This is a genomic window from Paenibacillus sp. Paensp38, from assembly GCF_059491915.1.
Window position 1 is genome coordinate 2,258,492 of sequence record NZ_CP168516.1, and the last position, 14,499, is coordinate 2,272,990.

Below are 14,499 nucleotides of genomic sequence, written 5' to 3' on the forward strand. Positions count from 1 at the left end.
CGAACATGGGAGTGCCCATCTCACATGCCAAACCTCCTTATCCTCTCTACTTCCGAATTCAGCGTAACATTTTCACCATTAGTTTAGGATTAGGGTTTTCATATAGGTATAAAGATCACCTTAAGATTTAGATGACAGATGAAAAATAAAGAGACCATGCTCCAAAAGAGCATGATCTCTAATTACATCATTATAATATGATTACCTAGCCATCATCTCCAACCTGAAGCATACGATAACCAACTCCGATATGTGTTTGAATAAACTTAGTTTGTGATGATGTTTTTTCTATTTTTTTTCTCAGCGTTGCCATAAACACACGCAGGGCAGGAATGTCATAGCTGTGGCTGCCCCAGATTTCATGCAGAATAAAATTATGGGTCAGTACTTTGCCTACATGTTTTGCCAGCAGGCAAAGCAGTTTATATTCGCTTGGGGTCAGGTGAATTTCTTCTTCTCCAATCCATACGCATCCTGCTGCATAATCAATTCTCAAATTTCCATTAATAAAGCTGGAAGCATCCTTCAGGAGCTTATCACTGTCATTTCGAATTCTTCGTAAACTGACTCGAAGTCTGGCCAGCAGTTCTTCTACACTGAAGGGCTTTGTTAGATAATCGTCCGCTCCGGCATCCAGCGCATCTATTTTATCCCGATCTTCGCTGCGTGCGCTGACCACGATAATAGGCATATTCGACCATGCACGAAGCTTTTTTATGATATCTACACCGTCCATATCCGGCAGCCCCAAATCCAGAATCATTAGGTCCGGCTGCTTGGATACTGCTTCTAAAATCGATGCTTCCCCTGTTTCAGCCGTATGGTATTTATAACCCTGTGTCTCCAGGGTTGTCGTAATCAGCTTGCGGATGGGTTTATCGTCCTCCACAACAAGGATAAAAGGTTTATTCATGAACATTCACTTCCTCAGCTTGCAGGGTAAAATAAAAAATCGTCCCTTTAGGGACATTGTCCTTAACACCAATAGTACCTCCATGAGCATTCACAATTGATTTGCACAGAGAAAGCCCCAGCCCTAATCCACGGCGTCCGTCCCCATGAATGTTGTCTGCCGTATAAAACATCTCAAACAGTCTGACCTTGACTTCTTCTGAAGAAATACCGGGGCCATCATCTGAGATTTCTACAACGACTATATGTCTTTCGTGTCTTGCGGAAATCGTGATGTGAGAGTCATCTTGGGTATACTTGATTGCATTATCAATCATATTGATCAATACCTGAACAATAAGTCGGGAGTCCATTCGAGCCATCATCAATTCATCATCCAATTCCGTCTGAATGACATGCTTCACACTGTTGCGATTCACATGAAGCAGAGCCTCCGAAATGACTTCCTCCATTAATTCTGCCTGAAAATTAAGATTTAGAGTACCACCTTCGATTCGACTAATGGACAGCAAATTTTCTACTAAATTGATCAGCCACATGGAATCGTCATATATATCCGTATATAGACCTTTTTTTTGTTCCTCGTTTAGTACCTCTGAGTTTCCAAGAAGAATCCCCGCATTGCCTGAGATGCTGGTAAGAGGAGTGCGTAAATCATGAGAAATGGACCGAAGCAGACTGGCACGGAGTTGCTCCTGCTGGATTTGCATGGAGATCTCTTGTTGTCTTTGGTTCAGTTTTTCTTTCTCCAGCGCCAGCGCGCATTCTCCCAGCATGGCAAGCATTAGGCTATTTTCAAAAACTTCTAAAGGTTCTTCCTTATCCATTACAATAGCTACCACCGCAAGAACCTGATCTCCTCCACGCACCGCATGATATAGACACTTAGCGCCAAAAAAAGTATCCGTCGTAGCTCCTGCACGCTTGTTGTTTTTATATACCCACTCTGCAACTGCACGTTCGTAGCCTCCTGTGTAGACCCCTGGATCAACTGCAGATTCTTTCTTTGGAAAAAACTGCGGCGCCAACAGTACCCCTTGGTCAACTGAATAGAAAATGACCATTCTGTCCAACAACTTCACCATTTGATGCGCCATTTCATTAATAATAGCCGGAGAGTCTTTGGCCTGTTGCAATTTCCGGCTTGTTTCCAGAAGCACCTCGGTACGGTAAGCTTTTTGCGCGGATTGCCGAGCCTGCTCTCTTACTCGCATAGTTAGTGTACTCGTCATGAAAGAAGCAGCCAGCATGACCAGAAAGGTGACCGGATAGCCTGAATCATAAGCCTGTAAAGAATAATAAGGCTCGGTAAAGAAATAATTAAACACAAGTACACTCATAACCGAAGAAATGGCGCTATACATTCTGCCCTTGGTCACAATTGCATTTAACAAAACCCCTAGAATGTACACGGTGATAATGTTAGCTTCTCGGAATTCCAAATACTTAAACCACAAGCCAATAATTGTGCACACAGCCAAGATAACAATGGTCTTGATAGTATCTGCCAACGACAGCATTGGGTATTTTTCGTAAAAAGGCAATCTTTTATATAAGGAGGACTGAGTATAGGGGATAATATAGATTTCAATATTAGGAAGCAAGGCCGTTAGTTTATCCATTACATTGGATTTTGCAAGCCCTCTCCTCTTGTAAGGGGAGCGTCCTAGGACAATTTTCGATACATGGCTTGTTTTGACATATTCGGCAATCTGTCCTGGAATATCGTCTCCATACATCGTTGCGATTTGTGCACCCATTTGCTCAGCCAGCCTAAGGTTTTCCCTTAACTCCGCTTTATTTTTTGATGTCAATTCTCTCACTTCTGGTGTTTCCACAAACAACGCGGTGAAATGACCATGAAAAGCTGCCGCCATTCTTGCTGCTGTTCGGATCACTTTCTTATTGGAAGCAGCCGAAGACAGGCAGACCAGAATATGTTCTTTCGTATCAGATTCATTTGTTATCGCCTGCTCACTGATTTGCTCCGCAATTCGGTTTAACTGACTTGCTGTATTACGCAAAGCAATTTCACGTAGAGCCGTCAGCTTCTCCTTGGTAAATAAATGAGCCTGTGTATTCTCCCCCTCAGGATAAATCTTTCCCCTATTCAAACGTCCTATTAAATCATCCGGTTCAATATCGACTAATTCCACCTGATCAGCACTGTCAAATACACTGTCCGGTATGCGTTCGTCAACGGAAATGCCAGTAATGGAGTAAACAATATCCGTTAGGCTTTCGAGCTGTTGAACATTCATCGTCGTATATACATGAATTCCTGCGCGAAGAAGCTCCTCGACATCTTGATATCTTTTTTTATGTCGGCATCCTGCCGCGTTGGTATGGGCCAAATCGTCCAATAATATAAGGTCAGGGCTTCTCTGGAGCGCTTGGTCCAGATCAAATTCCTTAGTTGAGGATTCTTTATTTGAAATTTTGATGTAAGGAAGAAGTTCAAGTCCTTCCAACAGCGCCGCAGTGTATGGCCGGGCATAATGTTCAATATATCCAACTACGATATCTATACCCTCTTTTTGCTCTTCGTGGGCGTCGCTAAGCATCGCACAGGTCTTCCCAACACCTGGTGCATATCCAACATAAACCTTCAATCTTCCTCTTCTTTTCCTTACCGGCAAGTCAGTAATTTGATCAAATATGGACTCGGCATCGTTCTGTTTTGCTGCCATCCTGTGCCCACCCTCTATTATATATCTCTCAATCCTTAGTATATCATGGGCAAAATCAGTACCGTATTACGAATTCGCCTACAGCATTAAGATTGTATTAAGATCCGTTCTTATGTAATAACATCCTTAAAGAAGCCTCAAAATCCTGATTCTATACTAGCTTTCTCAGTGGAAGGATAGCAGCAAAATAATATAAAAAACTTTCTCAAGCTGGCTAAGTGCGAACTTAAATAAGTTTCAGTTTTTTTGAAAAGCCTATACAACAAAAAAAGCCGCCAAAATAGCGACTTTCAATAGGACTATGTTCTTGTCCCTCGACAAATGCTGATCTGAACCGCCAAGCTCAATATTGCATTGCAAAACGACCGAGCCGTAACCTTGCATTAGCGGGTAAAAGAATTCATGCAATGAGATAGGTTTCCCAAAAGCAATTCATACAAGCCGCTCCCCTGGACCTCCCGACCAAGCTGTATTTTCTTTCTTGGAAGTCAACATCTCTTCGCCTGTGCTTTGTGCTTTGGGGAAAGTATAGCTATTGTTCGTTTTCCCTATAGCGTTGCTTGCTGTCACTTCCAGCGTATAGCGGGCACCGGGCAGATCACCCGTGCCTATCGTTAGTTTGTGGTCGGTAGTAAAAAACCGCCGTTCAGTCTCTAAGTACCACTGTCGACATCGGTGTAATTGAGCATCTCCTGACTATCCCCTTGGAATGTTCCTTCCGGTTTATCGATCGGAACCGTCGGTTTTGTCCCATTGGGATTTTGCGGAGTAATCCGTCCTTCCTTGATCCATCTCTCGCCACTTACGGCATATCCAGGCATTTGCGATCCGGGTATCTGATTTCCACTTGAGTTGAATATGACCTTCGCCTGCGTCCAGTCCGGGGCCCTATACACGAACCAGCCATTGCCTTCATCCTGCATGGCCACGCCCGGCCAAGCAGAGCCTTCCCTGAGCGGAGTCATGGAATCATCGTAGTAGTAGATGTTCGGTACTCCCCAGCCGGAAGGCTTGTAGAAATGAACGGTCATGCCCGAGCTCGGTTCCTCCTTCGTATACCTGAACATCTTCTCTGTTTGACCAGACAAATTCGCGGCGACTATTTTCAGAACAAACGTCGATCCGATTGGAGTTCCAGCGCCAATGCTGACCATATCTCCCGAACTGAACGGAGTCACCGGCCCCCCGTTCAAAGTGTAGGTTGCCGAGTCTGCATTGGAATAGTTCATTCTCACGTTAACAGAATCTGTGAAAAAGGCTCCTTCCCCAGGATCGACGGATACTGACGGAGTTTGTTGCGCTGCGCTATACAGTACGGCGATCCTGCCTCCGTCCAGATGGCCGGTAATTCTGCCGTTCGACACCGTAAACGATCCACCACCATTGGCCTTGTTCTGGTAAACGCCGTCCTCCAGTCTGGTAGGGGAGTTGATTTGAGCATTGCCTCCAAGATTCACAATCGTCATGCCTTTGGTTCCGCGTTCAACCTGCATAATTTGATTCCCTTGCGTCCTAATGTATTCGTCTTGACCTACCATGGCATTGTGGAACTTGTTAATGGCAACGACGTCCGGGTCCTTCCAGAGCGTATTCCCCGCATCGCCGAGCCGATTCGCAAATTTCCCACCTCCTGTCGGTCTGTTGAAGAACAGAGAGGTCGTCTCCGCCCGGGAGGCGATGATTGCCCAGCCCATTTTGATTTGCCAATCGTTCAACCCCGTCGATTCGCTGTTGTCGTTGGCATAAGTGTCATGCGATTCGACCCAGGTAACTAATTTGGAGGGGCTTACATTATTAGCGTTAAAAGATTTGGCCGCATCAACATTGATGCCACCGTGATAACCAACGGCGCTTCTGACACTGTCCCCATAGCTGGAGGCGGCCAAGCTGAGGTAATTGGCATAGCCGGCAAAGTTGTCAGCTCCACCTTGAAGCACTTCTCCGTAATTAAACAGTCTATCTTTATTGTTTAACGAACCCAGTACCCGGGGCCAGAAGTTGGAGCCCCCCGGATCGTTGGGCAACTCAATATGCTTGGCGGCGTCGAATCTGAAGCCGTCGGCGCCCAAGGAAATGGCGTCATTCAGGAAGCCGATAATGATATCTTGCAATTCCTGATTAGACGTGTTGAGGTCGGGCAGACCAATTCCCCACTGTGTGACTTGCCAACGGTCATTCCAGTTTTCCACACCTCTGGCCTCATGCCAGAAATAGCTGTTATTCTTGATTGCCGAATCAACATTATGCGCCGGCTGATACTGCTGATTTCCACCGCCCGCATTCCCCGTATGATTGGCGACAACATCAACAATGATACTTATGCCGTATTTATCCGCTTCCTGGCAAAGCTGTCTGAAATCATCCCTGCTTCCCAATTGAGAGTTGCCGATTTTAAAGTTGATGGGCTGGTACAAAATCCACCACTTGCTGCCTTCTGTCAACCCTTCCTTGCTGGCTTGGATTGGCGAAGTTTGCACCGCTTTAAATCCCGCCTGAGCCAGTTCCGGAAGGTTTCTGGTGATGTTGTCAAAAGACCAGTTCCACGCATGAAAAATAAGACCATCCTTCGTTCTTTCCGGGAGTTCGTAGTTTGCGACAGCCGATAGCTTCGCATCCGAACCTCCTAACTGCCGAACATCGGCATTCGCCTGTGCTTCGGGAGTAAAGCCATTCGTTTGCAACAACAATACGACAAAGAGAACGATACTCCAGGTACGCCTCAAGATGGGGCTTGTCTTCCTCCTCATACTAAACTCTCCTTTTAAATTTTATTTTACAACCAACCTCTCTTGAGAGATTAGGAGTAAATAAAAGAGGGCAAAACAACATGTATACGCTTCCAAAAAGGGCAATCGTTTGCACATAATTGAGCTCAACGACATGATTTCATTTATTTGACAATTTGTCAATGCTTATATTAAAGATAAATTTCCAACGGCCTTTTTTCCCCCTCATTATTATTCACTGTGCCTTCAAGACTTTTTGGACGTTGACTTCAATTACGAACTGGTTTTCTTAGATTTGAATAATGTCCCTGCAATTGCATTGACTAGTAAAAGTATGGTTGATATAATCATAAAAGGAAAAATCATTGGCATAGTGCCCTGTGGATGTTTTTTTCATATTTTCTTTTGTAAGCGCGTACAATGATTTATTTCCCTACATACCATGGAGGAGGCGATCAATGAATCTATTTTATCCAAATAAATGCCTTTCTTTTTTTTACTTTTAATGCAACCGGTTGCAAAATCCATTCCACTAAATATTATCAGGAGGTTGTTAACTTGCTAAGAAAAAAAACTGGGCGTTTTATTTCTTGGTTGATTATTTTATCGCTTTGCTTCAACTTCTTCGGCTTACCCGGCGTAGCTTCGAGTAACAACGATTATACAGCCACCTACACGAATTCCACAGCGACTGCTCTTCCATCGACAACCGCTTCGATCACGTCTACCGTTACCGCAACGTATGCACCTACCACAACAACTAAATCAACTCAAACTGGGTTAACGGTTCACTTTAAGAAACCTTCAAGCTGGAATTCAGCGATTCGAATCCATTACTGGAATCTGAATCCGGCAACCGTTCCGATAAGCGGGGCGTGGCCGGGAATCCTGATGAAGTCGGATGGAAATGACTGGTACAGCTACACCATTGCCGATGCCACAGGCTCAAGCCTCATTTTCAATGACAGTAGCGGCAAACAAACGGCCGACTTGTCCCGCAGTGTGAAAGAGGGCTGGTATTACACAGATAACACATGGTATGATGTCAGCCCGGAAATGCCTAAAATTCCGGCGATTTCCTCCTCTCCTGTACCCAAAACATATGATTCGTCCCAAACGGTGACGCTTTCCAGCACCAACAGTGACGATAAGATTTACTATACGATAGATGGTTCGACACCTACGACATCCTCGACCTTGTATACCTCTCCAATCCAAGTTGCTTCCTCTTTGACCATTAAGGCCTTCGGTATCAACTCAATCGGTCAAACTGGAAATGCATCCTCTTTTGATTATGTAATTGACCTGAATGCAGATCTGCAAGCTCCGACAATCACAGCGAATTTGCCTGCCGGGCATTCTGATTCCTCGGTGACTGTATCCTTTAACCTGAAAGATAACAAGGCGGCAACGACCAAGGCATACTATACGGAGGATGGTACAGAACCAACCACAAGCTCAAAAGTCTATATTCTCGGCAACGCACTGACCGGATTGACTGGACCGTCTATTCTTATCTCCAAGACTACGACATTAAAATTTCTCGTTATAGACGGCGCTGGTAATCAAACCAAGCAGAGCTTTGTTTATAATATTGGAAATAAGAAGGATTTTCGGGAAGACACCATCTATTTCGTGATTACTTCTCGGTTCTATGACGGTGATCCGAGCAACAACGTGCACGCATGGGATGATGGAAAGGCGCGCAATCCAGATTCGGACCCGGCTTGGAGAGGAGACTTTAAGGGGCTGATTCAAAAGCTCGATTATATCAAAGCCCTCGGATTCAGCGCCATCTGGATTACACCTGTTGTGCAAAATGCCAGCGGTTATGATTACCATGGTTACCATGCTTTAAATTTTGCCAAAGTAGACCCACGGTATGAATCGGCGGGAGCTTCTTATCAGGATTTGATCAATGCAGCCCATGCCAAAGGGCTGAAGGTTATTCAGGACATCGTCGTCAATCATACGGGTAATTTCGGTGAAGAGAATCTGTACCCCATGTTCAAGAAAGATCCGGCTAAACCGGATACTGCTAACAACTTGGTGAAAACTACGGATAAGCTGCCACCAAACTATGATACTATGACACCCGATCAGCAGTATCAGGCAAGGCTCGCCTTAATGAAGAACGAGGGAACGAACAATAACATTTACCATACAGAGAAAAGTCTTTCCTGGGAATCCTATACGGTTCAGACTGGTCAGATAGCGGGAGATTGCGTGGATTTGAACACGGAAAACCCTGCAGTTAACAAATATTTAATTGATACCTACAATCACTATATTGACATGGGTGTTGACGCTTTCCGTGTCGATACGGTGAAGCATGTGAGCCGGTATATTTTCAATAAATACTATATTCCTGCCTGGAAAACAAGAGGCGGCTCGGATTTCTATATTTTTGGAGAAGTAGCCACACGTTACAGAGATGTTTGGAACAGTGGAATTCCGGCGATCTCGACGCCATTCTATACTTGGAAAAGCTCGAAATCGTATCCGGGCGATGGAAAGAATGACTACGCCTCCAATAAAGCGTCAGTTGAACAAGAGTGGACGGACAACTCTACTACAGCAGGACAGCCAACCTCGAACAATGCTCTCTTAAACGGAAATACCTATCATACGCCTGACTATTCGATGAAATCGGGCATGGATGTGATTGATTTTCCAATGCATTGGGCATTCAAGACCGCGCATGAAGCATTCAATATGAGAAGTGGCGACCAATACTATAATGATGCTACGTGGAATGTAACCTATGTCGACTCGCATGACTATGCTCCTGACCAGGCTCCGGAAAATCAAAGATTCGCGGGCACACAGGACACTTGGGCTGAGAATCTCGATCTGATGTTCACCTTCCGCGGAATACCCGCTATCTTCTACGGCTCCGAAATCGAGTTTCAAAAAGGGGCAACTATTGATACAGGTCCAAACGCACCGCTAAGCAAAACGGGACGAGCATATTTCGGCGATCACGTGGAAGGCAATGTTACGGTACAAGATTACGGCAAATACACAAATGCTACTGGCACGCTTGCGGAATCGCTCAACCATCCTCTGGCGAAACATATCAGACAGCTTAATTTAATCAGAAGAGCTGTTCCCGCCTTGCAAAAAGGCCAGTATTCCACAGAGAATGTGTCGGGCAATCTGGCGTTTAAGAGAAGATATACCGACAGTGCCAAAGGCATTGACAGCTTTGCATTGGTCACGATTTCAGGAAACGCCACGTTTACCGGAATTCCGAACGGAACCTATGTGGATGCGGTGACCGGTGATTCCAAAACCGTTACTGATGGCAAGATTACCCTGACATGCTCCGGCAAAGGAAATGCAAGGGTATATGTATTGAATGGTAGAGGTGGAATTGGAGAAACGGGAACCTATCTGAAGTAAACGGTAGTATGTCTTAGATAACTGAAGCAACCTCAGTTCGGTATTGCACTGTGCTAAGGTTGCTTCCAATTAAAAAGTATATCTAAGAGAGAGAGTCAGGATATTGCTCTGAACTAAATTTTTAACGGATGGGAGTGAACCAAGATGCCCCAACGACAGCTTCTATGTGCGTAAATTCTTCCGTATATTTAATGACCAACAACCATCAAGTATTAGCGGTTATCCTGCCCCTAGAACTGATAAAGCGTGAGCACGTACCCTGCTCTCTTGTCCATTCCGTTGTTGTTTATCCCCCCTGCATTGCTCCCCGAAGGATAGAGGCTATCAGACGCTTAATGTATGAAAAAAATGATTTAGATGGTCGGCAAACAATTTAGGATTTTCCATAGCGGCGAAATGACCGCCTTTATTCGCTTTCTCCCAGTACGTAATATTATAGACGCGTTCTACCCAGCTTCGGGGAGGCGTGGGCAGCTCCTTGGGAAATAAGGAAACCCCTGTTGGAACAGTAACGCGCTGACCTTCGGTGAAATGCAGTGGCATTTGAGTACCTTCAGTATATATTCGTATGGAAGAAGCAAGCGAATTGGTAAACCAGTAAATCGATATGTTGGTGAGGATATGATCAAGTGAAAAAGACCTCTTCATATCTCCGTCACAGTCACTCCAACCTCGAAATTTTTCTACGATCCAGCTGGCAAGACCGGTCGGGGAATCACTTAATGCAAAAGCCAGGGTTTCCGGCTTCGTTCTATGAAGGGCGCTATAAGCACCTTCTCGCTCCAACCACTCATTGAGAGCATGAAGAAATCCATTCTGTACGAACTCACCCGTATGGCTCTTATTCCTTATTATTCACGCGATCCCGAGACCAACGACTGTTGGATAACAGCTTTGGTGTACGGGAAAGTTCAGTTAGTTGCACAGCATATGATCCAATTGCTACCGGATAGCCGCTGGATCGTATATCAGGGACGCATTGTATTTCTCATTTCCCTCGTTGATTCATCCTGTAAAATCATTGCTGAAGACAAACGATTTCTAGAATTTCTCCAAGTAAACGGTCTAACTGCTTCGCTGAGTAACTGCTTTAGTCATTTAACTTTTTTGCGAAAATATTATAAGCAATGCCTAACCGCCGTCGAGATTGATTTCCAACTTAATTCAAACAAGCCAGTGTATATGTATGAGGACTATCTCTGCGAGCATATTGGAAAGATCATATCGGAACAGAACGATCTCGCTGACTTCTGCCATCCAGTTATCCAAAAGTTAATTGCTTATGACAATGGCCACAAAACAAGTTTACTGCCCACCCTTGAAGCCTATCTTCAATATGTGGACACTCCAAATCTTGCTGCTAAAACACTTTTTATTCATAGAAATACTTTGTTCTATCGAATCAACAGGATACGTGAGCTTTTCGAGGTTGATCTAAGCGATGGTGATATTCGCCTGAAGCTTCAAATGACTCTTCATTTTCTAAAACTGAAAACACAACGCGGCGATCCTGAAGATCAGAGATAGAAGGCTAAGAGTATGCAAAAAAACATGCAGACAAAATTTCTTATCGATACTTTGTCTGCACGCTGGTCTTTTCTAGCTACCATAAGCATTCAGATAGTTCGCTGCTGTTCTAAGATGAGCAGCAGTTTTTCTAATTCCATCATTATTCAGCTTACCAGCTTTAGGCCAACTGCTGAACCGAGTACCATCGCGATGAACAGAATCCTCGCGGTATTACGCGGTTCACTGTAGAAGATCATGCCCAATATGGCTCCGCCAGAAGCTCCAATACCGGTCCAGACAGCGTAGGCCGTTCCCATTGGTAGTGTTTCCATGGCCAGGGATAGAAACAAAAAGCTCAATCCAAAGCCTGCAAGCAAGTAAAAAGCAGACAGGAAATTCCGGTCTTTATGGAGCTTATTAATCATGAGAACTCCCATCATCTCAAATACGCCTGCCAAAATAAGAAATACCCAGTTCATACGTCAGTGCACCTCTTTTCCTTGTTTCTTCTCTTTACTCTGTATTTTGAGTCCTACAACTCCGAGCAGAAGCACCCCGATTAGCAACAATTTAGATCCCTTTACCTCAGCACCAAACAACAAAATTTCTGCTAATACAGTGCCGGCCGTTCCCAATCCGACAAATACTGCATACACCGTACCTACCGGAAGCGTACGGGAAGTCATAATCATGAGTATGAAACTTACTAAAATGGCAACTAAAGTGCCCCCCCACTCTAACCAGCCGCTGGCATGTTTCAGGCCGATGACCCATCCAACTTCGAATAATGCCGCAACTACAACAGATAACCATGTCTTGTTCATTCTGTGCTTCCTCCTTTTAGATAATGCTGCAAATGTAGTATGAATTTATAGCAGCAATAAAAAAAAGCCTGAGAGAATACTGCATACAGCAGTTTTTCTCCCAGGCTTTTATCCCTCCGTGGCACAGTACGACGACTGTGAGTTTTCTCTCGGACCAGCCGATATTATCGCGGAACCCTAGAAAACATTTTTGAATTCAATTTTATAGTTAACATTATACATATTAGTGAATAAAACACAATATAAAATCAATAAAAATTCGTATATCTCCCTAAACTTATATCATTGTTTTGGTCATTATGAAATCAATTTGTTCTTCATCACCCATATAAAAAGAGTGTGCGCCAGTTTGAACAAACCCCATTTTCTTATAAAAAGCAATGGCGTTTTCATTTTTTTCCCATACACCGAGCCAGATTTTCTTTTTATTATGTTCCATTGCAATTTCCATAGCTTTATTTAGCAGATATTTACCAAGCCCATGTTTTTGAGATCTGTTTTTTATATAAACCCTCTCAATTTCGAGCGACTCATTACCCATTTTTTCGGATTGGGCATTGTTCATATTTACCTTTAAATATCCAGCAAGTTCTTCATTGAAATAGATGAAAAAGAATTCTGAAGAGACGTTGGACAATTCCTCCTCCAACTGTTTAAAGTTAAATGCTCTTTCCAGATAGGCCTTCATATTTTCAGGTGAATTCAGATCCTTAAAAGTATCGTTGAATGTTTCAATACTTATTTTTTGGAGTATTTGTAGATCTTCACGGCTGCACTTTATTATTTTTACAGTCACTTTAAATTATCGCTCCTTCATGTAAATCAATAATTTCTCTTGTTCCCTTTTTTTACAAATTCCCATTCATCACCTATATTTTTTCTTACTCTTTGAAGAAGATTAAAAATGGTGTTTACTTCACTTTCCGAAAATCCCGCTAATGCAACATTATCCGAATAATCATGTTCTCTTTTTATAAAAGGATAGACTTTATTCCCTTTTTCTGTTGGAAAGAGTTTATTAATTTTTTTGTTATGCTGATCCTCTTCCTTTTCAATAAATCCGTTGATAACAAGTTTTTTTATAGCACGAGATGCGGTTGTTCGATCTACTTTTATCATCTCAGCTAACTTTTCTTGAATGATTCCTGGGTTTTCACATATTCGTACAAGGTATAAATATTGTCCTTTTGTAAGGTCATATTCTTTGAATTCAATATTGCTTATAGAATCTAATGCTCTTGCGATCATTCCAATTTCACGAAGTACTTCCTTCATAATGGACTCCTTTACCCCTATTTTGTTGCAAATGCAATAAAAATGATATATATTGAATTTACCTTATTTTTATTGCATTTGCAACATAAAATTATATTAAAGAGGTCGAGTAAATTGAAATATATTTTTTTCGTATTAGGAATTTTTATATTATCCCTTGGAATTTCGTTCACTATACAATCAGACCTTGGGGCTTCACCTTTTGATGCACTTTTAGTAGGACTGTCTATAAATGTGGGGCTTACTGTGGGAAGTTGGGAAATCATAATAGCTATAATATTGATAGGTTGTAATTCGCTTTTAAAAAGACAAACACCAGAAGTTTTGGGGTTGTTAACAGCATTTATAACGGGTATTGGTATTGATATGTGGCTTTTTTTATTACACAATTTGATAACACCTGAACTATGGTACAGCAAAGTTGTTTGTTTTGGAATTGGTTTAGTTGTTGTAGGATTAGGAACTGCAACATATTTACAGACAAATTTTGCACCCATTCCAGTTGACCGATTAACATTAATCATACAAGAATTTACTAGAACAAATCTATTTTTTTCGAGAACATTCATCTACCTTATATTCTTGATCATAGCAGTCCTTTTAAACGGACCCATTGGCATTGGAACCTTGTTAACCGTTTGTTTAGGGGGGCTAATACTCAATTACTTTATGCCATTTACTAAAAAAATACTTGACCGCATATTAACACACTCTGCTACATCACCAAATCATGAGAAAGATAAAAGAGACTGAAGCTTGATGCTCATATCTCTTTGTTTCGATCTTAAGTTTGTCTTGGTCGAGCTTCAGTCATAGCATTTTTTTCGGGACTAACGCCTGCGCTTGTTATCCTGCTAGCTCCTTTGCTTTGGGAAGAGACGCCGTTTTAGTGCAGCTAGTCGGATTCTGTATCATTATCCTCTCTCTTATCGTTGTTAGATACAAGCGAGATCTGCAAGTAGGACAGTATCAAGACTGGCAATGGGGCATACTGGCCATCTTGTTTTATAGCCTTTGTAATTAAGATTAGACAAGTTCCTTCTTCAACAGATGTAACTTTTAATGAGCAAAACAAAAAAATCAAAAAAATGAAGGGACACTTTTAGAACGTGTCTCAATTCTATCTAAAAGAAAAAATGAGTCGTCAAGAGATATTCG

Annotated in this window: 11 protein-coding genes, 1 pseudogene and 1 riboswitch; of the genes and pseudogenes, 3 read left to right on the forward strand and 9 right to left on the reverse strand. The window is 42.8% G+C overall.

The genetic code is table 11. From position 1 onward, the window contains the following. Positions 1-205: 205 nt before the first annotated feature. The 4 genes and pseudogenes from ACEN8J_RS10150 to ACEN8J_RS10165 all read right to left on the reverse strand — a co-directional run bounded on the left by ACEN8J_RS10150 (position 206) and on the right by ACEN8J_RS10165 (position 6,349). Positions 206-913: a response regulator gene (locus ACEN8J_RS10150; RefSeq protein ID WP_029515325.1), complete on the reverse strand. Its 708-nt coding sequence runs from the start codon at positions 911-913 to the stop codon at positions 206-208. Then, positions 906-3,602 (reverse strand): DUF4118 domain-containing protein, encoded by a 2,697-nt coding sequence (locus ACEN8J_RS10155; protein ID WP_341070830.1) that lies wholly within the window; start codon positions 3,600-3,602, stop codon positions 906-908. The genes ACEN8J_RS10150 and ACEN8J_RS10155 overlap by 8 nt, the downstream gene beginning before the upstream one ends. Before the next feature lie 315 nt (positions 3,603-3,917). After that, positions 3,918-4,034: pseudogene (locus tag ACEN8J_RS10160) on the reverse strand (hypothetical protein); the annotation flags it as partial. Positions 4,035-4,255: 221 nt separating this feature from the next. Then, positions 4,256-6,349: a starch-binding protein gene (locus ACEN8J_RS10165; RefSeq protein ID WP_318628322.1), complete on the reverse strand. Its 2,094-nt coding sequence runs from the start codon at positions 6,347-6,349 to the stop codon at positions 4,256-4,258. 537 nt (positions 6,350-6,886) lie between these two features. On the opposite strand from ACEN8J_RS10165, the gene ACEN8J_RS10170 reads away from it, so the two are divergent. Continuing rightward, positions 6,887-9,733 carry an alpha-amylase family glycosyl hydrolase gene (locus ACEN8J_RS10170; RefSeq protein WP_459760461.1) on the forward strand — a complete coding sequence of 949 codons (2,847 nt, stop codon included), beginning with the start codon at positions 6,887-6,889 and terminating at the stop codon, positions 9,731-9,733. 324 nt (positions 9,734-10,057) lie between these two features. Here the strand turns inward: ACEN8J_RS10170 and ACEN8J_RS10175 are convergent, their stop codons facing one another. Then, positions 10,058-10,519 (reverse strand): hypothetical protein, encoded by a 462-nt coding sequence (locus tag ACEN8J_RS10175; RefSeq protein ID WP_165181879.1) that lies wholly within the window; start codon positions 10,517-10,519, stop codon positions 10,058-10,060. Positions 10,520-10,534: 15 nt separating this feature from the next. Here ACEN8J_RS10175 and ACEN8J_RS10180 point away from each other — a divergent pair, with 15 nt between their 5' ends. Further along, positions 10,535-11,260 carry a helix-turn-helix domain-containing protein gene (locus tag ACEN8J_RS10180; protein ID WP_165150631.1) on the forward strand — a complete coding sequence of 242 codons (726 nt, stop codon included), beginning with the start codon at positions 10,535-10,537 and terminating at the stop codon, positions 11,258-11,260. A gap of 146 nt (positions 11,261-11,406) precedes the next feature. On the opposite strand, the gene ACEN8J_RS10185 is transcribed toward ACEN8J_RS10180, so the two are convergent. From ACEN8J_RS10185 to ACEN8J_RS10200, 4 genes are all read right to left on the reverse strand, one after another. Further along, entirely contained in the window at positions 11,407-11,721 is a 315-nt protein-coding gene (locus ACEN8J_RS10185) for a DMT family transporter (protein ID WP_023988641.1), read from the reverse strand. Positions 11,722-11,724: 3 nt separating this feature from the next. Then, complete coding sequence (locus ACEN8J_RS10190) at positions 11,725-12,066, reverse strand: DMT family transporter (protein WP_069011472.1); 342 nt, start codon at positions 12,064-12,066, stop codon at positions 11,725-11,727. Positions 12,067-12,161: 95 nt separating this feature from the next. Continuing rightward, positions 12,162-12,258: riboswitch (guanidine-I (ykkC/yxkD leader) on the reverse strand. Between the two features lie 85 nt (positions 12,259-12,343). Continuing rightward, positions 12,344-12,862, reverse strand: coding sequence for a spermidine/spermine N(1)-acetyltransferase (paiA, locus tag ACEN8J_RS10195; protein ID WP_495594462.1), 519 nt, complete (start codon positions 12,860-12,862; stop codon positions 12,344-12,346). 26 nt (positions 12,863-12,888) lie between these two features. Continuing rightward, the gene (locus ACEN8J_RS10200) at positions 12,889-13,341 is read right to left on the reverse strand and encodes a MarR family winged helix-turn-helix transcriptional regulator (RefSeq protein WP_029515334.1); all 453 of its coding nucleotides are present in this window, start codon (positions 13,339-13,341) and stop codon (positions 12,889-12,891) included. A gap of 114 nt (positions 13,342-13,455) precedes the next feature. On the opposite strand from ACEN8J_RS10200, the gene ACEN8J_RS10205 reads away from it, so the two are divergent. Then, positions 13,456-14,094 carry a YczE/YyaS/YitT family protein gene (locus tag ACEN8J_RS10205; protein WP_165150629.1) on the forward strand — a complete coding sequence of 213 codons (639 nt, stop codon included), beginning with the start codon at positions 13,456-13,458 and terminating at the stop codon, positions 14,092-14,094. Positions 14,095-14,499 lie beyond the last annotated feature (405 nt).